This is a genomic window from Stenotrophomonas maltophilia group sp. msm1, assembly GCF_032025805.1.
GTDB lineage: Bacteria > Pseudomonadota > Gammaproteobacteria > Xanthomonadales > Xanthomonadaceae > Stenotrophomonas > Stenotrophomonas hibiscicola.
Genome location: NZ_JAVSKH010000002.1, coordinates 1,008,407 through 1,031,082, shown reverse-complemented (window position 1 = coordinate 1,031,082; position 22,676 = coordinate 1,008,407). Strand labels below are relative to the sequence as shown.

General features: G+C 67.9%; 19 protein-coding genes and 2 pseudogenes. 12 read left to right on the top strand and 9 right to left on the bottom strand.

The window, feature by feature from the left end; genetic code table 11:
- Window position 1 precedes the first annotated feature (1 nt).
- The 8 genes and pseudogenes from ROV95_RS12405 to ROV95_RS12370 all read left to right on the top strand — a co-directional run bounded on the left by ROV95_RS12405 (window position 2) and on the right by ROV95_RS12370 (window position 7,446).
- The gene (locus ROV95_RS12405) at window positions 2-886 is read left to right on the top strand and encodes a biotin/lipoyl-binding protein (RefSeq protein WP_312544628.1); all 885 of its coding nucleotides are present in this window, start codon (window positions 2-4) and stop codon (window positions 884-886) included.
- Window positions 883-2,319, top strand: a complete 1,437-nt coding sequence (locus ROV95_RS12400; RefSeq protein ID WP_312544627.1) for an efflux transporter outer membrane subunit — start codon at window positions 883-885, stop codon at window positions 2,317-2,319. The genes ROV95_RS12405 and ROV95_RS12400 overlap by 4 nt, the downstream gene beginning before the upstream one ends.
- A 134-nt stretch (window positions 2,320-2,453) precedes the next feature.
- Complete coding sequence (locus ROV95_RS12395; protein ID WP_021204235.1) at window positions 2,454-2,801, top strand: RcnB family protein; 348 nt, start codon at window positions 2,454-2,456, stop codon at window positions 2,799-2,801.
- Between the two features lie 72 nt (window positions 2,802-2,873).
- Window positions 2,874-3,095: pseudogene (locus ROV95_RS12390) on the top strand (nuclear transport factor 2 family protein); the annotation flags it as partial.
- Window positions 3,096-3,212: 117 nt separating this feature from the next.
- Entirely contained in the window at window positions 3,213-3,887 is a 675-nt protein-coding gene (locus tag ROV95_RS12385; RefSeq protein WP_019659910.1) for a response regulator transcription factor, read from the top strand.
- A pseudogene (locus tag ROV95_RS12380) lies at window positions 3,884-5,115 on the top strand (HAMP domain-containing sensor histidine kinase). The gene ROV95_RS12385 and the pseudogene ROV95_RS12380 overlap by 4 nt, the downstream one beginning before the upstream one ends.
- 59 nt (window positions 5,116-5,174) lie before the next feature.
- Window positions 5,175-5,561 carry a diacylglycerol kinase gene (locus ROV95_RS12375; RefSeq protein ID WP_139727218.1) on the top strand — a complete coding sequence of 129 codons (387 nt, stop codon included), beginning with the start codon at window positions 5,175-5,177 and terminating at the stop codon, window positions 5,559-5,561.
- Window positions 5,562-5,634: 73 nt separating this feature from the next.
- The gene (locus tag ROV95_RS12370) at window positions 5,635-7,446 is read left to right on the top strand and encodes a phosphoethanolamine--lipid A transferase (RefSeq protein ID WP_312544623.1); all 1,812 of its coding nucleotides are present in this window, start codon (window positions 5,635-5,637) and stop codon (window positions 7,444-7,446) included.
- Here the strand turns inward: ROV95_RS12370 and ROV95_RS12365 are convergent.
- Window positions 7,350-8,273, bottom strand: a complete 924-nt coding sequence (locus tag ROV95_RS12365; RefSeq protein ID WP_134732384.1) for a M14 family metallocarboxypeptidase — start codon at window positions 8,271-8,273, stop codon at window positions 7,350-7,352. The genes ROV95_RS12370 and ROV95_RS12365 overlap by 97 nt on opposite strands.
- Window positions 8,274-8,420: 147 nt before the next feature.
- Between ROV95_RS12365 and ROV95_RS12360 the strand changes: the two genes are divergently transcribed.
- The 4 genes from ROV95_RS12360 to ROV95_RS12345 are packed head-to-tail and all read left to right on the top strand — an operon-like array spanning window position 8,421 to window position 12,342.
- On the top strand, window positions 8,421-9,074 hold the full coding sequence (locus ROV95_RS12360) for a DUF3348 family protein (protein ID WP_021204242.1): 654 nt from the start codon (window positions 8,421-8,423) through the stop codon (window positions 9,072-9,074).
- A 10-nt stretch (window positions 9,075-9,084) separates the two neighbouring features.
- The gene (locus ROV95_RS12355) at window positions 9,085-11,349 is read left to right on the top strand and encodes a DUF802 domain-containing protein (protein ID WP_312544622.1); all 2,265 of its coding nucleotides are present in this window, start codon (window positions 9,085-9,087) and stop codon (window positions 11,347-11,349) included.
- Window positions 11,346-11,984 (top strand): OmpA family protein, encoded by a 639-nt coding sequence (locus ROV95_RS12350; RefSeq protein WP_312544621.1) that lies wholly within the window; start codon window positions 11,346-11,348, stop codon window positions 11,982-11,984. Before ROV95_RS12355 ends, ROV95_RS12350 begins: the two co-directional genes overlap by 4 nt.
- Complete coding sequence (locus tag ROV95_RS12345) at window positions 11,974-12,342, top strand: DUF2894 domain-containing protein (RefSeq protein ID WP_312544620.1); 369 nt, start codon at window positions 11,974-11,976, stop codon at window positions 12,340-12,342. The genes ROV95_RS12350 and ROV95_RS12345 overlap by 11 nt, the downstream gene beginning before the upstream one ends.
- A 33-nt stretch (window positions 12,343-12,375) precedes the next feature.
- Here ROV95_RS12345 and ROV95_RS12340 read toward each other — a convergent pair whose 3' ends face one another.
- The 8 genes from ROV95_RS12340 to ROV95_RS12305 form a co-directional block, all read right to left on the bottom strand.
- Window positions 12,376-12,822, bottom strand: coding sequence for a transposase (locus ROV95_RS12340; RefSeq protein WP_207049987.1), 447 nt, complete (start codon window positions 12,820-12,822; stop codon window positions 12,376-12,378).
- A gap of 170 nt (window positions 12,823-12,992) precedes the next feature.
- Window positions 12,993-13,751, bottom strand: a complete 759-nt coding sequence (locus ROV95_RS12335; RefSeq protein ID WP_312544619.1) for a 2,3-dihydro-2,3-dihydroxybenzoate dehydrogenase — start codon at window positions 13,749-13,751, stop codon at window positions 12,993-12,995.
- The gene (locus ROV95_RS12330; RefSeq protein ID WP_312544618.1) at window positions 13,742-17,632 is read right to left on the bottom strand and encodes an enterobactin synthase subunit F; all 3,891 of its coding nucleotides are present in this window, start codon (window positions 17,630-17,632) and stop codon (window positions 13,742-13,744) included. The genes ROV95_RS12335 and ROV95_RS12330 overlap by 10 nt, the downstream gene beginning before the upstream one ends.
- A complete protein-coding gene (locus ROV95_RS12325) occupies window positions 17,629-17,886 on the bottom strand; it encodes a phosphopantetheine-binding protein (protein WP_019659922.1) in 258 nt (85 codons plus the stop codon). The genes ROV95_RS12330 and ROV95_RS12325 overlap by 4 nt, the downstream gene beginning before the upstream one ends.
- The gene (locus tag ROV95_RS12320) at window positions 17,886-18,518 is read right to left on the bottom strand and encodes an isochorismatase family protein (RefSeq protein ID WP_312544617.1); all 633 of its coding nucleotides are present in this window, start codon (window positions 18,516-18,518) and stop codon (window positions 17,886-17,888) included. The genes ROV95_RS12325 and ROV95_RS12320 overlap by 1 nt, the downstream gene beginning before the upstream one ends.
- Window positions 18,518-20,170 (bottom strand): AMP-binding protein, encoded by a 1,653-nt coding sequence (locus tag ROV95_RS12315; RefSeq protein WP_312544616.1) that lies wholly within the window; start codon window positions 20,168-20,170, stop codon window positions 18,518-18,520. The genes ROV95_RS12320 and ROV95_RS12315 overlap by 1 nt, the downstream gene beginning before the upstream one ends.
- Complete coding sequence (locus ROV95_RS12310) at window positions 20,167-21,360, bottom strand: isochorismate synthase (RefSeq protein WP_312544614.1); 1,194 nt, start codon at window positions 21,358-21,360, stop codon at window positions 20,167-20,169. Before ROV95_RS12310 ends, ROV95_RS12315 begins: the two co-directional genes overlap by 4 nt.
- Entirely contained in the window at window positions 21,357-22,553 is a 1,197-nt protein-coding gene (locus ROV95_RS12305) for an MFS transporter (protein WP_312544613.1), read from the bottom strand. The genes ROV95_RS12310 and ROV95_RS12305 overlap by 4 nt, the downstream gene beginning before the upstream one ends.
- Window positions 22,554-22,676: the final 123 nt, after the last annotated feature.

Sequence of the window (22,676 nt, the reverse complement as noted above, 5' to 3'; positions counted from 1 at the left end):
AATGAAAGACCTGCTTGCTGTTATCGGGCGCTGGAGCGCAACGCTGGGCGTGTGTGCGCTTGCCGCCATTGCCGCGTTCTCCCTCTGGAATCGTTACGAAACACGCCCGTGGACGCGTGATGGACGGGTGCGCGCCGATGTGGTGCGCGTTGCGTCGGACATGGGGGGGCTGGTCACCCAAGTGCTCGTGCACGACAACCAGCGGGTCAGTGCCGGCCAGCTGCTGCTGGTGCTCGATCAGCCACGCTTCGCCGCCACGCTGGAGAAGGCAGACGCGGCGGTCAGGAGCGCGCATGCCACGCTGGCGCTGGCTCGCCGCGAATCGGCGCGGGACAACGCACTTGGCAACCTGGTCGCTTCGGAAACCCGCGAACGCAACGCCGCCAAGGTCGATACCGAGCTGGCCGCGCTGGCGCAGGCACGGGCCGAACAGCGCGTTGCCCAGCTCAACGTGCAACGCACCGAGGTGCGCGCAACCACCGATGGCATCATCACCAACCTCGACCTGCACGCGGGCGACTACCTGCAACCCGGTGCGCAGGCACTGGCGCTGATCGACACCGGCAGCCTGCGCATCGAGGGCTATTTCGAGGAAACCAAGCTGGGCTGCATCACCGAGGGCGATGCCGCGGTGGCGCGGCTGATGGGGGACAACCACGACGTGCGCGGACACGTGGAAGCCATCGCCGCCGGCATTGCCGACAATCAGCGCTCAAGCACACACAACCTGCTGCCCGCCGTGGCGCCAACTTACACCTGGGTGAGGCTGGCGCAGCGCATCCCGGTACGCATCCGCATCGATGATGCGCCGTCGGATACCCGCCTGATCGTGGGTCGCACTGCGAGCGTGACCATCGCGCCCTCGGCAGCGGGAGCCTGCAAGTGAGCGTGCGAACACTACGCGGTGGGCTGCTTGCCCTGCTGCTGCCCATGACGGCCTGCGTATCCGGCCCCGACTATCACCTGCCTGCGAATGCCGTCGCTGCCTCCACACGCGCGGCGCAGGCGTTCGTCTCGGGCAAAGAGGCATCGTTCAGCCACGACCCACCACCGGATCGGTGGTGGGAACTGTATGGCGACCCTCAGCTTGACGCCTACGTACGCGAAGCACTGGCGGCCAATACCGACCTGCGCGCCGCCGATGCCAACCTTCGGCGCGCCAGCGCGACCGTGCTGGAGTACCGCGCGCGCGGTGCCGTGCAAGGGGACGTGGATGCATCGGGCACGCTCGTCCATGCCGGTGGCTACACCCAGGCGTCGGCCGCGCCGCAGTCGTACGCGCTGGGCCTCCACCTCTCCTATCCACTGGATCTTGCAGGCGGCATCCGCCGCGGCATCGAAGCCGCCAACGCCGACGCGGAGGCCATCGCTGCGGCACGGGACCAGGTCCGCGTGGTCGTCGCTGCGGCTGTCACCCGTGCCTATCTCCAGGTATGCACCCGAAATCACACGCTCGCTGCAACCCGGCAGGTGCTGGCGGTGCAGCGCGCCACCCTGGAGGCAACCCGACGCCTGGCTGCCGGAGGGCGCGGAACGGACTTCGATGTCAGCCGTGCCGGTGCCGCCGTCAACCGCAGCGCGGCGGGGATACCGCACCTGCTGGCGGAACGCCAGGCCGCACTGTTCGAACTGGCCGCATTGATGGGCAGGCTCCCGGCGGACTATCCCAGGGAGGCCGAAGCCTGCCCAGGCCCCCCGGAGCTGGAGCAGGCGCTGCCGGTCGGTGATGGTTGGCAGCTGTTCCAGCGGCGCCCCGACGTACGCGCAGCCGAACGCAGCCTGGCCGCCGCGACTGCAATGATCGGTGTCGAGACGGCGGGTCTCTATCCGCAGATCACCTTGGGCGCCTCTTCGGGCGTGGCCGGCACACCGGCGCATCTGCTGTCGGCCGACGGCTTCGGTGCGAGCATCGGTCCCGCGCTGTCATGGCACTGGCCCAACCGCCGCGTGGCCAAGGCCCGCATCGCAGCGGCCGGTGCCAATGCAGATACCGCGCTCGCGTCCTTTGACGGCGTCGTGCTGCAGGCACTGCGCCAGACCGAGACCGCGCTTTCTGCCTGCACGCAGGAGCTTGAACGCGAGCGCAGCCTGGCGCAGGCGCGTGGGGATGCAGCGCGGGCCGCCGGGCAGGCGCAGCAGCTCTACCGTTTCGGCAGGATCGATTTCCTCGACCTGCTTTCGGCCCAGGCCGCGCTGGCAGATGCGGAGTCCGCATTGGCCGTCTCGCGCGCGGACCGGGTCGATCGCCAGATGGATCTGTTCCTGTCACTGGGCGGCGGCTGGGGCGCATTGGGTCCGGCCCCGGACGGGGCCCGTTGATCCGTTCCGGGGCGGCGACTGCACGTCACGCTGTGTGTTCAGGAAAGTGCCGCGCACACCCGTATTCATTCACGTTGTCTGCCCTATATTCCCGCCACAGCGCCGCATGCTGCGGCCATGACGGAGGCACTTCCATGAAGACCACACGTTTGCTTGCCATCGCTTTGACCACCGCCACCGCGTTGGCTGCGGCCCCCGCCTTCGCTGACCCGCCGCATCACGCCCGCGGCAACGGCCCGCCGCCGCATGCCGGCGGCCCGCACAACCGTGATGCGCCGCCGCCCGGCTGGCAGAAGAAGGCCTGGCGTCGTGGCGACCGCCTGCCCTGGGCCGAAGTGGACCGCCGCTACTGGGTGGACGATTACGCGCGTTATGACCTGCGCAATCCGGGTCGCGGCCAGCGTTGGGTGCGCCAGTCCGACACCGAGTACCTGTTGGTGGAGATCGCGACCGGCTTGATCATCGACGCGCTGCATCGTTGAATGCGGAGCGCGCCGGGGCCCTGTAGCCGTGGCCCCGGCGGCGCTTCCACCCTACGAAGGCCGTCATGAACGATGCGAACCACCGGAATCCAGAACGCGCTTCTCGCTGCGTGCCTCGCCGCAGGCCTGCCGGCCCACGCAAGCCAGCGCCCATCATCGGCTGATGTGAATGCCATCGAACAGGTGGTCGAATCGTTCCGCACCTCGTTGATCAACAAGGACAAGCCGACCTACATGAGCCTGTTCTTTTCGGACAAACCGGAAGATATCGGCTGGCAGTTCGTTTCCGAAGATGCCGGCCCATTGAACGTCGCTTGACGCGGCCGAACCCAGGCCGCGATCCATTCAGCGTGCGCATTGGCAATCAGTCAGGGATCGGGCACAGTTCGGCCACGCGCAAGGACGCACGCCATGACCCGCCTGCTGATCATCGAAGACAACCCCGAGCTCGTAGCCAACCTGTACGCTTTCTTTGAGCCTATCGGCTACGTGCTGGACGACGCCCGCGACGGTGCCAGCGGCCTGCGCCGGGCCACGCAGCACGACTACGACGCCATCCTGCTGGACCTGATGCTCCCGCGCCTGGATGGCATGACGCTGTGCCGAAAGCTGCGCCGGGAATTCCAGAACCCGGTGCCGATCCTGATGCTGACCGCGCGCGATCCGGTCGAGGACCGCGTGCAGGGCCTGGCTCTCGGCGCCGATGACTACCTGGTCAAACCGTTCTCGCTGAAGGAACTGGATGCGCGGATCAAGGCCCTGGTGCGACGCGCCCAGGGCCGTCAGGTCGACAGCGTACTGGCGTGGAAGGACTTGCAGGTAGATACGCGCTCGCCGCAGGCCTGGCGACAGGGGCGCTGCATCGCGCTGACGCCTACGTCGCACAAACTGCTGATGTGCCTGGTACGCGCGGCCCCGGCCGTGGTGCGCAAGCAGGAGATGGAATACCTGGTCTGGGGCGACGAGCCACCGGACAGCGGCGCGCTGCGTACCCACATCCATGAGCTGCGCCTGCAGGTGGACCGCAGCTTCGACACCACGTTGATCGCCACGGTGCACAGCGTCGGCTGGCGCATGCCGGCGTGACCCCTGCCGCTCTCTACCGCCGCCTGGCCCTGCGTACCCGCATCACGATTTCGTTCGTGCTGCTGATGGCCGGCGCGATGGGCTTCATCGTCCTGGCCGAACAGGTGGACTACGACCAGGTCAGGGCCGCGGTCATCGCCCGGACCCAGGACAGTGCCGTGCACAAGCTGCAAGCAGCACTGGCCCGTGGCGAGCGCCCCGCCCTGCCCCCGGGCAGCCAGCTGTACGACAGCCATAGCGTGCCGATGGTGCTGCGCCAGTACGGCCTGGGCTACCACGGCGAAGCAGGACCCGACGAGTGGCACCTGCGTGTGTTCGACAGTGGCGGCCAGCGCTACTACCTGCTGCAGGACGCTGCACCCTATGGCTACCTGGAACACCTGATCAATGCCTTTGCCGCGGTGGTCATTTCGATCTGCGTGCTCGGCGCCTTCCTGATCGGTCGCAGGGTGGCATCGCACGTCATCGCGCCCATCACGCAGTTGGCCGATGCCGTGCAGAGCGGGCGGAAGCCCTTTCCCTGTCAGGACGCCCGCGACGAGATCGGTGTACTCGCCCGTGCCTTCGCCCGGCACAGTGATGAGCTCGAACGGTTCCTGCATCGCGAGCAATGCTTCAGCGGCGATGCCAGCCATGAGCTGCGCACGCCCTTGGCCATCATCGGCGGCGCTGCGGAAACCCTTGCCTGCCAGCTTCCGTCCGACAGCCACCTGGTCCCCAGCGCGGAGCGTATCCTGCGCACTACCCAGGAGATGCAGCGCCAGCTGTCCTGCCTGCTGCTGCTCTCACGTACCCCGGCTCCGTGCCGCGCAACAAGGTGGCCCTGCGCCCATTGATCGAATCCTGCATGGAGCGCTGCCAACTGTGGATTTCCGGCAAGCCGGTGATCGTTGCGTTTGATGCCCGGCATGACGCCGTGCTGGACACCAACGCAGATCTGGCGCACAGCGTGATCTGGAACCTGCTGCGCAACGCCTGCCAGTACACCGAAAGGGGCGAAGTGAGGATCACCCTCCACGACACCGCACTCACCTTCGCCGACACCGGACCCGGCCTGCCCTCCAGTATCGACCCACAGCAGTTCCAGCGCTTCGTGCCCGGCAGCCCGCACAGTGGCGAGGGACTGGGGCTGTCCATCGTGCAGCGCATCGTCGACCACCTGGGTTGGAGGATGACGGTGCACTCCTCGCAGCAGGGATGCCGGTTCAGCCTGGAATGGCCCGCCTGACGGTTTCCTGACACGCGCGTGCACATGCTGGGGATTGCTCACTTCACGGCGGAAACGGCATGCAGCACCCCAAGGACAGCGGCAAGTACCCGCATGGCAAGACCGGCCTGGGCCGCATCTTCCACACCCTGATCCATTCGCGAGACGGATTCATCGCTACCTTTCGTGGCGAGGCTGCTTTTCGCCAGCTGCTGCTCCTGCACGCGCTGTTGATCACTGCAGCGTTCGTACTGGACATCAGCGCGGTCGAGCGCGCATTGGTGCTGGCGGTCTGCTTCATCAGCCTGGTGGTGGAACTGCTCAACTCGGCGATCGAAGCAGTGGTCGATCGCATCTCACTGGAACAGCATCCACTGTCCAAGAACGCCAAGGACATGGGCAGCGCCGCGCAGACCACCGCGTTGTTGATGGTCGGCGCAGTGTGGGGCGTGATCCTGCTGGGCTAGCCCGGCAAGGCTGACAACTTCCTGATGAAGCCGTTTCGATACTGCGCGCACTCCTGTTCCGCGGAACCTGCTCGTGCGCCAATGCCTCCGTTTTCCACGGCCCCATCCGATCATCCTGGTCTGGGCCGCAGCGTTTTTCTTCACCACGATTGGAAACATCGCCCTCTGGAAGTCGCTGTGGGGGCTGATCGACCTCAACAGCCTGCGCAGCGTGCTGTTCCTGGCCAGCTTGCCGGTGGTGCTCTTCTGCCTGTTCAACCTGATGCTGACGCCATTGCTGGCACTACCCTTCGTGCGCAAGCCGCTGCTGGCCGTACTCATCGTCACCAGCGCCGCCTGCAGCTATTTCATGCTGCACTACAACGTGCTGATCGATCGCAGCATGGTGCAGAACGTGTTCGAGACCAACCAGGCCGAACTGAACGCCTATCTCTCGCTGCCGCTGCTGCTGACCCTGCTGACGCTGGGCGTGCTGCCCGCTGCCGGGCTGGCCTGGGTGCGCACCACCAGCGGAGCGGCTTCGACACGTTCGCTGCTGGTGTGGCCGGCCAGCGTCCTGGCGTCGTTGCTGGTACTGCTGGCAATCGGCTTTGCGTTCTACAAGGACTATTCCTCACTGTTGCGCAACAACCGCTATCTCCGTGACCAGCTGCTGCCGTTGAACGTGGTGCGCCATACCCACGGCTACTTGAAAGGTCTCTACAGCACCCGCCAGCAACCGTTGCACCCGATCGGCATGGACGCACGGCGCATAGCTGGCCCGCGCCCGAAGCTGGTGATCCTGGTCGTCGGCGAGACCGCGCGGACACAGAACTTCCAGCTCAACGGCTACCCACGCGCAACCAATCCCCGGCTCTCACGCACGGAAGGCGTCATCAGCTTCAATGATGTCTCCTCATGCGGGACCGCCACGGCCATCTCGGTGCCGTGCATGTTCTCGCAGATGACCCGAGGCCAGTACGACGACGTGCGCGCCGCAACCGAGGAGAACGTGCTCGATATCCTGCAGCGCACCGGCATCAGCGTGCTCTGGCGCAACAACAACAACGGCGGCTGCAAGGGCGTGTGCGAACGCGTACCGACCGAGGACATGCCTGCGCTGAAGGTGGCCGGCCAGTGCGTCAACGCCGACGGCACCTGCTACGACGACGTGCTGCTGCACCAGCTCGGCGCACGCATCGATGCCATCAACGGCGACGCCCTGATCGTGCTGCATCAGCTCGGCAGTCATGGGCCGACCTACTTTGAACGGTATCCCGCAGCGTCGCGGGCTTTCAGCCCGACCTGCGACAGCAATCAGATCCAGCACTGCAGCAACGAGGCACTGGTCAACACCTATGACAACACCCTGGTGCACACCGACCAGGTGCTTGCGGAGGCCATCGGCCTGCTGCGGGGCTACTCGGCCCACCGCGACGTTGCGCTGATCTATGTCTCCGACCATGGTGAGTCGCTCGGCGAACGCGGCATGTACCTGCATGGCACGCCCTACTTCATCGCCCCGCGCGAGCAGACCCAGGTGCCGATGGTGATGTGGTTCTCACCCGAATTCAGCCGCAACGCAGGCCTGGACCTGGCCTGCCTGCACCAGAATGCCCTGCACCGGGCGCACAGCCACGACAACCTCTTCCACTCGCTGCTGGGCCTGTTCGCGGTCAACAGCGGGGTGTACCAGCACGATCTGGATGTGTTCGCAGGTTGCCGCGCGTCGGCTTCGCCGGCTGTGGCCACCTCACCGGCGAAAGAAAGGCGCCGGCTGATGCCGGTCGCTGCCCGGAACGTGGCGCGCTACTGCGCCGCCAGGGCGAAATCCAGGCCCGCACACACCGCCGCCACCTGGGCGTCGTTGCATTCCTGCGGGTTGGTGCGCGGGCTGTCCGGGTAGACCTCGGTGGTGGTGGCAAAGCGCGCATCGGTGAAGCCAGCGCAGGCGCCGATCGAACGGGATTCGCCCCAGACCACGCCCGGCGACTGCAACGGCAGGCCGACCAGATTGCCTTCGGCGTCGGCCGGGGCGATATGGGTGATGGGCGCCACTGCGGCGATCAGTGCCTTCTGGAACTCGGCCTGCGGATCTTCACTGTTGCCGATCACGTAGAAGCCATCGGGAATGGTGTCGCGCTCGAACGGCTTGCCGTCGCGGGCGCAGCGCGCCGGATCGAACTCGTTCAGGTCGCTGTCGGTGGTCTCGTGCAGGTCCAGATGCACCAGCAGGTTCGGCTTGCGCTCGGCCACCCAGCGCATCAGCGCGGCGGCTTCCTCGATCTGGCCGCCGTCACGGAAGCTGCGGTTCGGGTCGATGGCGTCCGGGTTCCAGCGCTGGATGCGCTCATAGCCCCACGGGCTGACGCAGGGCGCGACGATCAGGTTCAGCCGGCCCAGGTAACGCTCCGCCTGCTGCTCCAGGAACTGCAGGGCACCGTGCACGCCGCTGGTCTCGTAGCCATGCACGCCACCGGTGATCAGCGCGGTCGGCAGCGCCGGGTTCCAGTCGTGGTTGACCACGGCGAACAGCGGGTAATGGTCCGGCGCATAGTCCAGCTGGCCGTACTGGATCACGTCGAAAACGCTGTCGTCCAGGCGCTCAAGGGCGGCCACCACGTCATCATGGTAGCTGCGCTGGCGCTGCTGGCGGGCCCGCCACTGTGCGCGTTCCGCGTCGCCCCAGGGCTGTCCGGGGGTGCCGATCGGGTAGAACTGCGCAACAGTCATGGGGGTACTCCAAGGATCGAACGGGTGGATGCAGCCGGACATTCTAAGCCTTGTCGCGCCTGCGGGTACCGCCCCCCAGGCCCCGCCTTCATCCAGCCGGGGTCATCTGGTTGTAAAATCAACGGTTTTTGGCCCCTCACCCCCTTGATGGCGAACGCAGCGCAGCCGGTCCTGGGTGGACCGGAGTTCCTCCGCCTGCTCGCCCGTCTCAGCGACGGCGCGATGCCGGCCAGCAGTCCCGCCCTGACCGATCGCCTCGGCCAGTGGGTGGACTGGAGCCGTGCCGTGGCCCTGTCGGGGGCGCTCGGAGGACGCCTGCCCGAGCCCGGTGAAGCCGTCGAAGCGGTCGAGGATGTGCTGGCCGACTGCGCCCAGGCGCACGCCAGCCTGCGCGCCTCGATCAGTGAGGACGCCGAGGCCGAGCGCCTGCTGGACCTGGCCGAGGCCGCTGCCGCACCCAACTTCGCCTCGCTGCGCCAGCGCTACCGGGTGTTGCAGCAGGCCATCCAGACCGCCACCGGGCGCCTGCGCGGCCGCCTGCGCGACCAGCTGGTACAGGTCTCGCCGGAGCTGGCGCGGCTGGCCGAGGTCGATGCAGTGATGGAACAGACCCTCACCCCGCGCGAGCACAGCCTGCTGGCCACGGCGCCGGCAGTGCTCGGCGCCCGTTTCGACCGCGTGCACGGCCAGCCCGGCTGGCGCGCGGCCTTCCGCCATGACATGCGCACCCTGCTGCTCGCCGAGCTGCAGCTGCGCTTCCACCCGATCGAAGGGCTGCGAGACGCCCTGCGCTCCCACTGACCGGAACACCATGTCCAGAACTGCTTTCCATGTCGTTGTTTTCCTTGTCGGCCTGCTGGCCGTGTGCTGGATCGGCATTGGCTATGTTTCGGTGCATCCGCTGGGTGCAGCGGTGGCGGCGATCATCGCGGCCTGCTACATCGCCGGTGGCGTGGAGCTGTACCGCTACCGCCAGGCCAGCAACGGCCTGCGCGCCGCACTGAATGACCTGTCCAGCGCGAAGGAAAGCCTCGCCCCATGGCTGGAGCGCGTGCCGGTAGGCCTGCGCAACGCCGTGCGCCTGCGCGTGGAAGGCGAGCGCACCGCCCTGCCCGCACCGGTGCTGACCCCGTACCTGGTCGGCCTGCTGGTGCTGCTGGGCATGCTCGGTACCCTGCTGGGCATGATGGACACGCTGCGTGGCACCGGCCTGGCCCTGCAGAGCGCCACCGACGTGGCCGCCATCCGCGGCTCGCTGGCCTCGCCGGTGCAGGGCCTGGCGGTGGCCTTCGGTACCTCGATCGCGGGCGTGGCCAGCTCGGCCATGCTCGGCCTGCTGGCGGCGCTGCTGCGTCGTGACCGCCTGCTGGCCGTGCAGCAGCTGGACCGCGCCATTGCCGGCGACCTGCACCCGTACTCGCAGGCCTGGCAGCGCGCCGAATCGCTGCGCCTGCTGCAGGCACAGTCCGCAGCGCTGCCGGCGCTGGTCGACCGCCTGCAGGCGATGTCCAGCACCTTTGAACAGCACAGTGCGGCCGCCAATGAGCGCCTGCTGGCCGGCCAGGCCGAGTTCCTGACCCAGAGCCAGGCCCTGCAGGAACGCCTGGCCCTGTCGCTGCAGCAGTCGCTGCGCGAAGGTGCCGAGGCCAGTGCCGCGGCCATCGGTGGCGCGCTGCAGCCGATGGCCGAGACCACCCTGGCTGGCCTGGCCCATCACGGCGAAGCACTGCATGCCCGCGTCGAGCAGGCCGTGCAGCAGCAGCTGGCCGGCCTGAGCGACGGTTTCGAACGCAGCCGGGTCGCCACCGAAGCCAGCTGGGCCAAGGTGGTGAGTGAACAGACCCAGGCGCAGCAGGCGCTGGTGAGTGATCTGCGCCAGCACCTGCAGGCCTTCAGCGATGGCCAGGGCACGCACGCCGAAGCACTCGTCGCGCGTATCGGCGAGCGCCTGCAGGCCGATGCACAGAGCAATGCAGACGCCTTGCGTGCCGCCGCCGAGCAGCAGCAGGCCCTCAACAGCGCGCTTGCCGAGCGCCAGCAGCAGGCGTTGATCGCCGCCAGCGAACATCTGGACGCGCGTGCGCAGGCGCTGCTGCAGGCACTGGAACAGCAGCACAGCGCCAACCAGTCACTGCTGCAGGATCATGAAGCGCAGCGCTCGCAGCAGTGGCAGGCCGCGCAGGCCGCCGCCGCGACTGCGCACGCCGAACTGCAGGCCAGCCTGGAAAGCCGCGAGCAGCAGCGCCAAGCGCGCTGGGACGCGGTCAGCGCCGAGTTGCAGCAGGCCCACGCCGCCCTGCAGGCGCAACTGCAGGCTGGCGACGAACAGCGCCTGCAGCGCTGGAGTGATGCCCTGCAGCACGTTTCCACCGAGCTGGCCGAGCGCCTGCAGGCCAATGGCGAACGCCTGGCTGCGCAGCAGCAACAGGTCTGCGACACGCTGGCGGCGACCGCGCAGCAGATCGGCGAGAACGGTCGCGCGCAGGCCAGCGCCACGCTGGCCGAAGTTTCCACCCTGCTGCAGACCGCGGCGGCGGCACCGAAAGCTGCTGCCGACGTCATCAACGAGCTGCGCAGCACGCTGTCCGAGAGTCTGGTGCGTGACAACGCAATGCTGGAAGAACGCGGCCGCCTGCTGACCACCGTGCAGACCCTGCTCGATGCGGTCAACCATGCGTCGCACGAACAGCGCACCGCCGTGGACGCGCTGGTTGGCGGTTCGGCCGAGCTGCTGGAGCGCGTTGGCAATCGCTTTACCGACCATATCGCCGCCGAGACCGGGAAGCTGGACGGCATCGCCGCAGCGCTCCACGGCAGCGCCGGTGAAGTGGGCCAGTTGGCCAGCACCTTTGGTGAAGCAGTCGCGCAGTTCGGCAGTGCCGCCACCGCGCTTTCAGGCCGCTTGGAACAGATTGGCGGCGCACTGGATGCCTCACTGGCCCGCAGCGATGAGCAGCTGGCTTACTACGTGGCGCAGGCGCGCGAGGTGGTCGACCTCAGCCTGCTGTCGCAGAAGCAAGTGATGGAAGAACTGCAGCAGCTGGCCACGCGCCGCGGCAAGGCCGGCAGCGCATGAGCGACGAACTGGAGGTCGATGGCGGATCGCACGCCCCGATCTGGGCCGCCTTTGGCGACCTGATGTCGGTGCTGCTGGGTGCATTCGTGCTGATCCTGGTCGGCGTAGTTGCCGTGCAGCTGGAACTGTCGCAGCGGCTGGACCAGGAAGTGAAGCAGCGCCATGCCGAAGCCAAGCGCCTGCAGACGCTCGAACAGGCACTGGCTGGCCCGCTGGCTGCCGGTCGCGTGACGCTGGTCGACGGCCGCATCGGCATCAGCGGCAGCGTGTTGTTCGCGCTCAACTCCGACCAGCTGCAGCCGGAAGGCCAGGAGCTGCTGCGCAGCCTGGCGGCACCGCTGGCCGCCTACCTGGGCAGCCGCGAGGAGATCCTGATGGTCAGCGGCTTCACCGACGATGCGCCCGTGCGCGAAGGCAACCGCCGCTTTGCCGACAACTGGGAGCTGTCCGCGCAGCGTTCGCTGACCGTGACCCGCACCCTGATTGCCGACGGCGTACCCGCTGATGCCGTGTTCGCCGCCGCGTTCGGCAGCGAGCAGCCGGTCAGTTCCAATGCCAATGAGGAAGGCCGCGCACGCAACCGTCGCGTGGAGATCGCGCCGATTCCCAAGCCCAAGGCGGCGGATGGCAAGTAAGCCGCCCGCGCTGGAAGGCCTGCGCGCATTGGTGCGTGACCTTGATGCGGGGTCGCGCTCGCTGCCGCATTACCCACAGGTGCCGATGCTGCAGGAGGTGCAGCGCGAATGGTCGGAGCTGCGCAGCGAACTGCAGGTGCGCCGCTCGCTGCGCGCCGAGGCCCCGGCTGACGGCGGCCCGCTGAACTCGGCGGTACTGGTGCAGCGCATGCTGGACACGATGCAGGCCACCAGCCCCGGCTACCTGCGCCACTTCATCGACTACGTGGACACCTTGTCCTGGCTGCAGGCACTGCAGGATGGCGCCGCCAGCGGCGGTGATACCACAAAGCCAAAGCGCACGCGCAAGCCGCGCTGAGCACTGAATGGTAGTGCCGGCCGCTGGCCGGCATCACATCCAGGCCGACCACGCATACGGATACTCGCCAATCTGCCCGGCAAGACCGGCGCGCACCGGATTACCCAGAATGTACAGCGCCTGCCGCGCCAGCGACTCTTCGGTCCTCACTGCATGATCGAAGTACCCGGGCTGCCACAGCGTGCTTCGACGGCCCGCCAGGCGATTCAGGGCAAGCGCGCTCGACGATTTCATCCGGCGCGCGATGTCGGGAAGGTCAGCTGCACGCAGCTCGAACATCCAGTGGACGTGATCCGGCATGACAACCCATGCCTGTGACCGTACGAGCCCGCGCTGTTCGATGTAATCGAACTGATCGATTACACATGCTGCCGAAGCGTCGCTTTCAAAGAGCCTGCGGCGCTGATGCGTGGTGGTGGTCAGAATATAGGCCTGGCCAATGATCGAGCGACGGCCCAGGCGGAGGCGATGGCTGCTCATGCGCCATGGTGGGTCGATCATTGGGCGCTGGCTGTCGGGCCAAGCCTCGATGGGGGCTGGGAGATGTCTGAAGCTGAATGAGGGTGCCGGCCAGCGGCCGGCACTACCGGGGGCTATGGACTACCGGCCAGCGGCCGGCACTACCGTTGCCGGGCAGCGGCGGTAGGGGCTCACCCACGCAGGGTCGCGCCGCCGTCGACGTACAGGTCGCTCATCGCCACATGCCCGGCCTGTTCGGAGAGCAGGAACATCGCTGCGTTTGCGATGTCCTCGGGGGCGGCCAGCTTGCGCAGTGGAATGCCGGCCTTGTAGGTCTCAAGGCTGCCGACGATCACCCGTTCGGCGCCGTGCTCGTCCTGCCACATGCCGGTCTGCATCGGGGTCAGCGTGGACCCCGGGGCGACGATGTTGCAGCGGATGCCCAACGGCGCCAGCTCCAGCCCGAGGCAGCGGGTGAACATCGTCGCGGCGGCCTTGGACGCGGCATACGCCGCCATGCCGTGCCGCGGCACGCCAGCCGCATTCGAGCTGACGGTAACGATTGCGCCCTGCCGGCGCGGTGACATCACCCGCGCCAACGCCCTTCCGACATGGAACACGCCATCGGCATTGACTGCAAAGACCCGGCGCCAGTCGTCGTCGGTGGTCCCGGTGACGCCGCCCACATGCAGTACGCCGGCCACGCTGGCGGCCAACATGATCGGTCCGATGCTGGACTCGACTTGGTCCACCAGGGCGTCCACCGCGGCGCTGTCGGTTACATCGAGTGCAAACGACGTCACCCGAGTATCTGACACGCGCGGCGCCTCGCGATCGGTCGCCACCACGGTGCAACCGGCCACGGCCAGAAACCGTACCAGTGCCTTGCCGATGCCGCCGGCAGCACCGGTCACCAACGCCACGCGGCCTTCAAAACCGGTCAACTGCATGTTGCAATCTCCTGTTGCTCGTCCCATTGGCGCAACCGCGCCGACAACCACGGCGCCAGCTGCGCCACCGCATCGCGGCCGGTCAGTTCTGCATGCAGAAACGGCAGTTCCAACGACTGCACCCTGCGCGCGTGTGCCCGCCACAACGCCGACTGCAACTGTGGCCGCGCCTGGTGATCCCGGCCCGCACGCACATGCACCAGCGTGCCATCGAACGGCCGGTGGATATGTTCACGGATCAGTCGATTGGTGCCGGTCACGGCGCGCACCACGCCATCGAGCACCACATCCGGCAAGCTGCCGAGTGCACTGCCACCACGTCGCAGGAACGCGAGAATGCGTTCCCGGCTGTCCAGTTCCGGATGCGCATCCGGGTCATGACCGGCAATCGCCAGCAGTGCCCGCAATGCAGCGATGGCGTCGGGTTCCGGCTCGGCCCGCCAGCACTCGCTGGGATAGGCGTCCAGCAGCACCAGCTCTCCGACGTCGCGGCCGATTTCATGCAGGCGCACCGCCATCGCTTGGGCGAGGATGCCACCTACCGACCACCCCAGCAGATGCACTGGCCCCTTCGGCTGTAGTGCGACCACGCGCTGCACGTAGTCGTTGGCCATCGCCTCGATGCTGCTCGGCAGCGGCTGCCGGGCGTCCAGTGCCGGCGACTGCAGGCCGTACACCGGGCGTGCCGGCTGCAGTGCCCGGGCCAGGGTGCGGTAGTTCCAGGCGATGCCACCGGCCGGGTGCAGCACGAACAGCGGCGTGGACCCGGCCGCTTCGGTCGCGGCCAGCGCGATTACCGGCCCCAGTGCGTGATCGGCCAGCGCGGGCGGCTCGGCAATGCGAACTGCCAGCGCGGCCACGGTGGGCTGGGCAAACAAGGCACCCAGACCCAGATCACAGCGCCAGCGCTGCTCGATGGCCAGCAGCAGGTGCACCGCGGACAGCGAGTCACCGCCGAGACTGAAGAAGTCCGCATCCACCGCCACCGGCGCCTCACGCCCAAGCGCCTGTGCGAACAGCAACGCCAGCTCCTCTTCCAACGGCGTGCGCGGCGCCAAGCCGGCAACTTCAAGTTGCGGTGGCTTCGGCAATGCGTTGCGGTCGAGCTTGCCGTTGGCGGTCACCGGCCAGTAGTCCACGCCGACAAACGCCGAGGGCACCATGTAATCCGGCACGCGCGTGGCCAGATGGCTGCGCAGCATCACGGCATCGGCAAGCGCAGTCGGCACATACGCCACCAGACGCGCGTCGCCGGGCGCATCCTGGCGCAGCAGCACTTCCACCCGCTTCATGCCCGGCAGTTCGCGCAAAGCCGCCTCGATCTCGCCCAACTCGATGCGCAGGCCGCGCAGTTTCACCTGATGGTCGCTGCGGCCCAGGTACTCCACCGCGCCATCGCTGCGCCAGCGCGCTATGTCGCCCGTGCGGTAGATGCGCTCGCCCGCCAGGAAAGGATCGGCAAGGAAGCGTTCAGCAGTCAGGTCCTCGCGACCGAGATAGCCGCGCGCCAGCTGCACACCGCCCAGATAAAGGTCACCGGCCACACCGACCGGCACCGGCTGCATCCGCGCGTCCAGCACGTAAAGTCGGGTATTCCAGACCGGGAACCCGATCGGCACCGGCCGCGAGCGATCCTGCGCCGGCGCCGGCCAATAGCTGACGTCCACGGCCGCTTCGGTCGGGCCATACAGGTTGTGCAACTCGGCGTGCACGCGCGCGTGGAAGCGGTCGCGCAACGCGGCGTCCAGCGCCTCGCCACTGGTGAATACCCGTCGCAGCTGCAGGCCTTCGGAGGCCGGTGCAGCGAGGAAGGCATCGAGCATCGACGGCACGAAATGCGCCGTGGTGATGCCATGGCCACGGATCAAGCGGGCCAGTTCAGTGGGGTCGCGATGCGCATCGGGCCCGGCAATCACCAGCGTTGCTCCGCACAGCAACGGCAGGAAGAACTCCCAGACCGACACATCGAAGGTTGCCGGGGTCTTCTGCAGCACGCGGTCATCGGCGCGAATGCCGTAGTGCTCGCGCATCCACAGCAGGCGGTTGACGATGGCACGATGTTCGATGACCACGCCCTTCGGCTCGCCGGTCGAACCGGAGGTGTAGATCACATAGGCCGCATCGCTGGGCGCCGGATCGGCCCACGGCGCGGCGAAGCTCAGCGCGGTCCACTGCTCCGGCGTGAGCACCGGTACGCCGGCCATGCGCGCCGAAACCTCGGACGCAGCCATTACGCACACCGGCTGTGCCGAGGCGAGAATACGCGCCAGGCGCTCGTCCGGATGAGCAAGGTCCAACGGCAGGTAGGCGGCTCCGGCACGCAGCACCGCCAGCAGCGCGATCACCAGCTCCAGCGAGCGCGGCAATGCCACCGCCACCACGCTGCCCGGGCCGACATCCATCGCCCGCAGCTGTGCCGCCAGCGCGAAACTGCGCGCTTCCAGCGTTGCGTAATCCATGGCAGCGTCGCCGAACACCAGCGCAGGCGCGTGCGGGTCCCGATCCATGCCCTGCTGCAGCAGTTCAACCAGGGTGGTCTCAGGAAGCGCGTGCGCGGTGGCATTGAATTCCTGCAGCACCTGCTGCGCCTCCTCGGGCGTTGCCAGAGGCACGGCTGCGATATCGTCAGCCTGCAGTGCCGCCCACACGAATTGCAGCAGCCGCGCCGCGTGCGCCTCGACATCCTCGCGACTGCACAACGCGGGATTGGCCTCGATCTCCAGATCCAGCAGACGCTGGCCATCGCCACGGAAGCCCAGCGTCAGGTCATCCACCGGCCCGGTGCACAGCACCTCCAGCGTCGCCTGCACGCCCGTAAGCGCCAGCGGCTTGTAGAACGGCTGCACATTCACCATGGGACCGTGCAGGCGCTGCTGCGCGCCCACCAGGCCCAGGTCCCGGCGCAGTTGCTCGCCTCGGTAACGGCCGTGCTTGCGCCCTTGGCTGAGCTGCCGGCCCAGGCTGCGGGTAAAGGTTTCGACGCTGCCCTCGCCGGCGGCCACGCGCAGCGGCAACACATTCATCACCATCGCCGGTACCCGTGCCGACGCGTTGCCGAGCCGGCCCATGTAGGGCACGCCCAGCACCACTTCATCGGCCGCGCTCATCCGCCGCAGGTACTCGGCCGACAACGCGGCCAGCACGTCTGGCCAGGGCTGCAACCAACGTACCGATGCCTGCAGCAACTGCTCACGGAATGCCGCATCGAGCGGCTGCACCCAGCGCAGCGCGTCGTCACTGGCCGCGAGCGTACCGGCCAGGCCCATGCCCGCCGGTGCACCCTGCATGTGCTCGCGCCACCATTGCCCGGCCTGCGTGCGGCGCGGGTCGGCACGATAAGCAGCATCGTCGGCCAGCACCCCCGCCAGCCCCGGCAGAGGCTCACCCGTACGACCAGCATGCAACGCGCACACGCGATCAGTGAACAGCGCCATGCCGTAACCATCGGCCGCCAGATGATGCACGCGCAGGTACCAGACCCAGCGCAGGCCACCCAGATCGAACAGTACCTGCTGGCTGATCCGGTCCCGGGTGGGATCGACCGGGCTCAGCCGGTCGGCGTGCATCAGGTTGCGTGCCGCAGCGGCGGGATCCGTCTCGGTGGACACATCACGCACCGAAAGCAACGGCACGTGTGCGGGGTCATGCCATTGCAACGGCTGGCCATCGGCCCCTTCGGCAAAGCGCAATGCGAAGGCCTCGGCCTCGCGCGCAGCCTGGTCTGCCGCTGCGACAAATGCGGCCACGTCCAGCGGGCCGTCGATCCATACCGCGTGCGCGGTATTGAATGACGGATTGTCCGGTGCCAGCCGCTGTGCAAACCACAGCCCGGCCTGGGCCTCGGTCAACGCCACCGGCGTGGCCAGCGCTGCGGTGTTCATGCGTTCTGCGCGGCCTGCAGTTGCTGCACCACACCCCACCACTGACGCAGCGTGGTGTGCTCGGCCAGCTGCGAGAACTCCAGCGGAAGGCCAGTGTTGCCCCAGGCCAGGACCAGGCCCAGCATGCGCATTGAATCCAGGTCCAGGTCGATCAGGTTGTCGTCGTCACCGATCTCGGCCGGCGTGCACTCCAGCACGCGCGCTACGTCGGCGCGCATCCGCTCCAGATCCAGCGCCTCACCCATGGCAGCCATCACAGCACCTCCAGCAGCTGATCGGTGGTCATCGGCACACCACAGGTGCGCGCGATCCAGTGCAGCGCCTGATCGTGATCGGCACGCGAGAAGTCCGCCACCGCATCGGCGGCGATGAAGGCCTCGATGTCACGCTGGAAGGCCTCGACGACGGTCGCGGTGCAGCCGATATGGGCGTACACGCCGGTCACCAGCAACTGGTCGCGTCCACGCACCCGCATCAGCGTCTCCAGGTTGCTGCGCTGGAATGCGCTGTAGCGGTGCTTCACCAGCACGTGCTCGCCTGGCTGCGGTGCCAGCGCCTCGATGATCGGTTCGTGGTCGGCGCTGCGGCGCATGCCCGGTCCCCACAGGTCAGCCTGAAGGCCACGGTCGCGACGGTCCTGGTCACCCTGCTGGGCGGTGTAGAACACCGGAATGCCGTTCGCGCGGCAATGCGCCAGCAGCCGTGCGATGTTGTCCACGGCCGGCCGCAGGGGCGCCCTGCCTGCGTCGAACGCAGCCAGGAAGTAGCGCTGCATGTCGTGCACCAGCAGCGCGACACGATCGCGCTGCGGGCGCCACGGGCCACGCGCCTGCGGCAGTTCGGCGGCAGTCGGCAAGGGATAATCGGTGATACGGGGCAGCGCCATCAGCGCGTTCCTCCTGTCTGTTGCAGATGACGCGCACGCAATTGCGCGCGCAGTTCGCGGCGGCTGATCTTGCCGACCGCAGTGGTATCGAAACTGTCGACGAACACGACCTGGTCGGGCACCTTGAACGCAGCCAGGCCGCGCCCGCGCATCCAGGCCTTCAGTGCCGGGGCCTTGAACGGCTCGCCCTGCGCGATCACGAACGCACAGCTGCGCTCGCCCAGATACTCATCGGGAATGGAGACCACGGCGGCGTCGAACACACCCGGGTGCGCCAGCAAGTGATCCTCGATCTCTTCGGCAGAGATCTTCTCGCCCGCCCGGTTGATGTGGTCACCCGCACGCCCCTGTACCACCAGATAGCCACCGGGCAGCTGCTGCACACGGTCGCCGGTGCGATAGAAGCCGTCGTCGGTGAACGAGCGCGCATTGGCCACCGCATCGTTGTGGTAGCCACGGATGGTGTACGGGCCACGGGTGAGCAGATGCCCCACCTCGCCTTCGGCCACCGGCTGGTCATGGTCATCGACCACGCGCACCTCGTCATCCGGGCTGATCGGCCGGCCCTGGCAGGCCACGATCAGGTCCTCCGGATCATCCAGCCGTGTGTAGTTGACCAGGCCTTCGGCCATGCCGAACACCTGCTGCAGCGTGCAGCCAAGGCCGTCGATCACCCGCCGTGCGGCTTCCGGCACCAGTTTGGCGCCGCCCACCTGCAGTACCCGCAGGCTGGACAGGTCATGCCTGCTGGTGGCGGCGGCCTGCGCCCACAGCAACGCCAGCGGCGGCACCAGCCCACAGCAGGTCACCCGCTCCCGTGCGATCAGCGGGAAGGCCGCATCCGGGCCGGGGCCCGGGCTGAGCACCACGCGGGCACCGGCGTACAGCGCGCCGAAGAAGCCGGGCGAGCTCATCGGGAAGTTGTGCGCAGCCGGCAGCGCGACCAGGTAGACGCTGTCGCGGTCGATGCCGCAGATTTGATTGCTGGCGCGGAACGAATAGATGTAGTCGTCGTGCGTGCGTGGAATCAGCTTGGACAGCCCAGTGCTGCCTCCGGAAATCTGCAGGAACGCCACCGACTGCGGGTCCGGATCGGACGGCAGCTGGCTGCGATCGCCCTGCAGTGCCTCCAGCGCGATGAACTCCGCCGCATCGCCGTCGATCACCACATGGCGAACCGCCGGCACTTCGGCCTGCAGCGCCCTAGCCAACACGCGATGATCGAAGCCATCGTGCAGTGTGGTGGTGATGTAGGCACTGGCTTCCGCCTTGTTGGCGAAGTGGACCAGCTCGGTGATGCGGTGCGCCGGCAACGCATACACCGGCACCAGGCCGGCGCGGAACAGGCCGCAGACCGTGGCGATGAACCCGGCGGTATTGCCCAGCTGCACCAGCACCCGTTCGCCAGGCTGCAGGCCGAGCGCCAGCAGGCCCGCACCGATGCGGCCTGCCTCATGCCACAGCTGCGCATAGCTCAGGCGTACGTCGCCGGCGACCACCGCGATGTCATCGGCATAGCGTTCTGCACGCTCGCGCAGGAAACCCGGGAAGGTCTCGCCACGCCAGTGACCGGCTTCGCGATAGCGCGCCACCAGCGTGTCGGGCCACACCTGCTGCAGCGGCAGGCCGGAAGCGTCAGTGGAGGTACTCATGCGGCAGGCTCGATGGCGGGCGCGGATTCATGGACACCCAGCGCGTTCAACAGGGCAGCAAACTTCGCTGCGGTTTCGGCCACCTCGGCCTCGGGGTGTGACTCGGCGACGATGCCGGCACCGGCATACAGGCGCAGCTGCGTGCCCTGCAGGCGCGCGCAGCGGATCGCCACGTACCAGTCGCCGTCACCCTGCGCGTCCAGCCAACCCACGGCGCCGGCATAGAAGCCACGCGGTACAGGTTCCAGCTCGCGGATGCGCTGCAGCGCCGCCAACCGCGGCGTACCGCAGACCGCCGGCGTGGGATGCAGCTGTGCCAACAGCTCGGCCGCCGATGTCTGCGGATCCTTCAGGGTGGCGTGGATGCGGGTGCCGAGGTGCCACATGCTGGCGGTGGCATGCAGCACCGGGCGCGGCTGTGCATCGATGTGGCTGCAGTACGGTGCCAGGCCTTCGACGATGGCTTCGACCACGTGGCGGTGCTCGTCGTGGTCCTTGGTCGAGGCCAGCAGCGCCTGCGCCGCATGCTCGTCCTCGGCGGCATCGGCACTGCGCCGCGCGGAACCCGCCAACGGATGCGACAACAGTTCGGCGCCGCGCTTGCGCAGCAGCAGTTCCGGCGTCGCGCCCACCAGCCAGGCCGGCGCCTGGCCCAGCTCCACCGGAAGCGGCACCGCGTAGGTCGCCACCGACGGATCCGCGCCCAGACGTGCCAGCAGCACGTCCGGAGAAAGCACCTGGCGGGTGCGTGCCAGCAGGCTGCGCGCCAGCACCACCTTATGCAGGTTCTGCTCGGGCGCACGCAAGGCCTGCACTGCCGCAGCGACTGCAGCGGCATAGTCCTGCGGCACAGGTTCGGCACGCAGGGCGCCGTCCAGCGGCGGTGCGGCCTGCGGCTGCAGTGCCAGCGCCGGCAGCAGGCGCTCGGGCTGGTACAGCGCATCGTCGGCACGCGGCTCGAACGGCACCGCGCCAACCAGCAGGCCCGGGCCGCCACGCTGCTGGGCAAAGAACTCCGAAACGCGTTCTGCCAACGTCGCCAGTGCACCGGCTGGCAACGTGGCGCGGCAACCGCGGGCGTGCACGTGCTGGCCGGCATGCCGCAGCAGGAACAGCGACGCGTCGTCGGTGCTCTGCTGTGGTGCTGGCGCAGCCTCCGGCCACGCGCCCTGCATCAGGGAATCGTTCATGGGGTCTCCTTCATCCGATGCGCTGCGGCCAGCGGGCACAGCAACAGCAGCAGCGCGCCCACCAGCAGGTAAGGCAGGCTTGGCCCGCCGCGATACAACAGCGTGCCGAGCATCGGCCCGGCCACCATGCCCAGCCCCTGCGCGGCCGCCACGGTGCCTGCGGCGGCGCCCTGCTCGTGCGCCTCTACCGCATCGGCGGCCAGCGCCTGGAACGAGGGGAATACGAAGCCCATGCCGAACGCAGCCAGCGCATACGCCGCAGGCAATTGCCAGGCCTGCTGCACGCCCGCCACCGAAGTGAAGCCGATGCCGGAAATGAGAGCGCCGAGGACGATCCAGCGACGTGGATGCACCTCCAGCTTCATCACCAGCGCCTGCGCCAGGATCAGGCCGACGCCAACGGCGGTGAGTGCAATGCCGGCCATGCGCGCGCCGGTCGCCGCATCCAGACCCAGGCGATCAATTGCGAAGAAGCCGACCGTGACCTGCGCGATGGTCACCGAGACCATGGCGATGAACGCTGCCAGCTGCGGCAGGCACAGGCGCGCGTCGAGGCGGCTCATCGGCGTGCGGCGCTGTGCGGACGCGCCCACCACGGGCGGTGTAGCCGGCAGGCGCCAGGCCAGCAATGCCAGTGCCAGCAACGGCAGCAGCGCGGCCACGTACAGCGCCAGCGACAGGTTCGTATAGGCCAGCCAGCCCGCAGCGGCCGGGCCGAGCACCATGCCCAGCGCGTTGGCACTGCCCAGGCGGGCGAGGAATTTTGCACGCTGTCCGGTGGGTGCCTTGTCGGCGATCAGCGCCGCTGCGGTAGGAGGCACAGCCGCGTAGAACAGGCCGATCAGGCCACGCGCTCCCACCAGCACCAGTACCGATACCAGCACCGGCGGCACTGCCTGCAGGGCGACATCGATGAACACCGCCAGCGCGATATAGACGACGGTGTAGGCAGTCATCGCCAGCATCAACACGCGCTTGCGGCCGATGCGGTCGCTGAGCTGGCCCCACGGGCGCGCAGCCAGCATCCACAACACGCCTGCGGCGGTAACCGACAGGCCGGCATGCCACTCGGACAGCCCGAGCATGCGGACCACCGGACCGATCACGGCGACGAAGGACATCATCGCCATGGTGCCGATCAGGGCGGCCAATACCAGCGCCGGCAAGCCGGGAACGACGGGACGTGCGTGCATGGAACACCAGCCGTAACAGGAAAGGATTGGCCGGGCGCGTCTGCACGCCCCGCCCGGCACCCGCCCCACTCAGGACCGGATGCTACCCTCAAATGATAACGGCTCGTATTTGCATTTGATACC

Excerpts from the sequence above, each read along its gene's own strand:
- ROV95_RS12320 (WP_312544617.1), bottom strand. The coding sequence starts at position 18,518 with ATGGCGCTGCCCCGTATCACCGATTATCCCTTGCCGACTGCCGCCGAA.
- ROV95_RS12330 (WP_312544618.1), bottom strand. The coding sequence starts at position 17,632 with ATGAACACCGCAGCGCTGGCCACGCCGGTGGCGTTGACCGAGGCCCAG.
- ROV95_RS12385 (WP_019659910.1), top strand. The coding sequence starts at position 3,213 with ATGACCCGCCTGCTGATCATCGAAGACAACCCCGAGCTCGTAGCCAAC.
- ROV95_RS12335 (WP_312544619.1), bottom strand. The coding sequence starts at position 13,751 with ATGCAGTTGACCGGTTTTGAAGGCCGCGTGGCGTTGGTGACCGGTGCT.
- ROV95_RS12365 (WP_134732384.1), bottom strand. The coding sequence starts at position 8,273 with ATGACTGTTGCGCAGTTCTACCCGATCGGCACCCCCGGACAGCCCTGG.
- ROV95_RS12345 (WP_312544620.1), top strand. The coding sequence starts at position 11,974 with ATGGCAAGTAAGCCGCCCGCGCTGGAAGGCCTGCGCGCATTGGTGCGT.
- ROV95_RS12310 (WP_312544614.1), bottom strand. The coding sequence starts at position 21,360 with ATGAACGATTCCCTGATGCAGGGCGCGTGGCCGGAGGCTGCGCCAGCA.
- ROV95_RS12305 (WP_312544613.1), bottom strand. The coding sequence starts at position 22,553 with ATGCACGCACGTCCCGTCGTTCCCGGCTTGCCGGCGCTGGTATTGGCC.
- ROV95_RS12340 (WP_207049987.1), bottom strand. The coding sequence starts at position 12,822 with ATGAGCAGCCATCGCCTCCGCCTGGGCCGTCGCTCGATCATTGGCCAG.
- ROV95_RS12395 (WP_021204235.1), top strand. The coding sequence starts at position 2,454 with ATGAAGACCACACGTTTGCTTGCCATCGCTTTGACCACCGCCACCGCG.
- ROV95_RS12350 (WP_312544621.1), top strand. The coding sequence starts at position 11,346 with ATGAGCGACGAACTGGAGGTCGATGGCGGATCGCACGCCCCGATCTGG.
- ROV95_RS12325 (WP_019659922.1), bottom strand. The coding sequence starts at position 17,886 with ATGGCTGCCATGGGTGAGGCGCTGGATCTGGAGCGGATGCGCGCCGAC.
- ROV95_RS12360 (WP_021204242.1), top strand. The coding sequence starts at position 8,421 with ATGGCGAACGCAGCGCAGCCGGTCCTGGGTGGACCGGAGTTCCTCCGC.
- ROV95_RS12405 (WP_312544628.1), top strand. The coding sequence starts at position 2 with ATGAAAGACCTGCTTGCTGTTATCGGGCGCTGGAGCGCAACGCTGGGC.
- ROV95_RS12375 (WP_139727218.1), top strand. The coding sequence starts at position 5,175 with ATGCAGCACCCCAAGGACAGCGGCAAGTACCCGCATGGCAAGACCGGC.
- ROV95_RS12315 (WP_312544616.1), bottom strand. The coding sequence starts at position 20,170 with ATGAGTACCTCCACTGACGCTTCCGGCCTGCCGCTGCAGCAGGTGTGG.
- ROV95_RS12355 (WP_312544622.1), top strand. The coding sequence starts at position 9,085 with ATGTCCAGAACTGCTTTCCATGTCGTTGTTTTCCTTGTCGGCCTGCTG.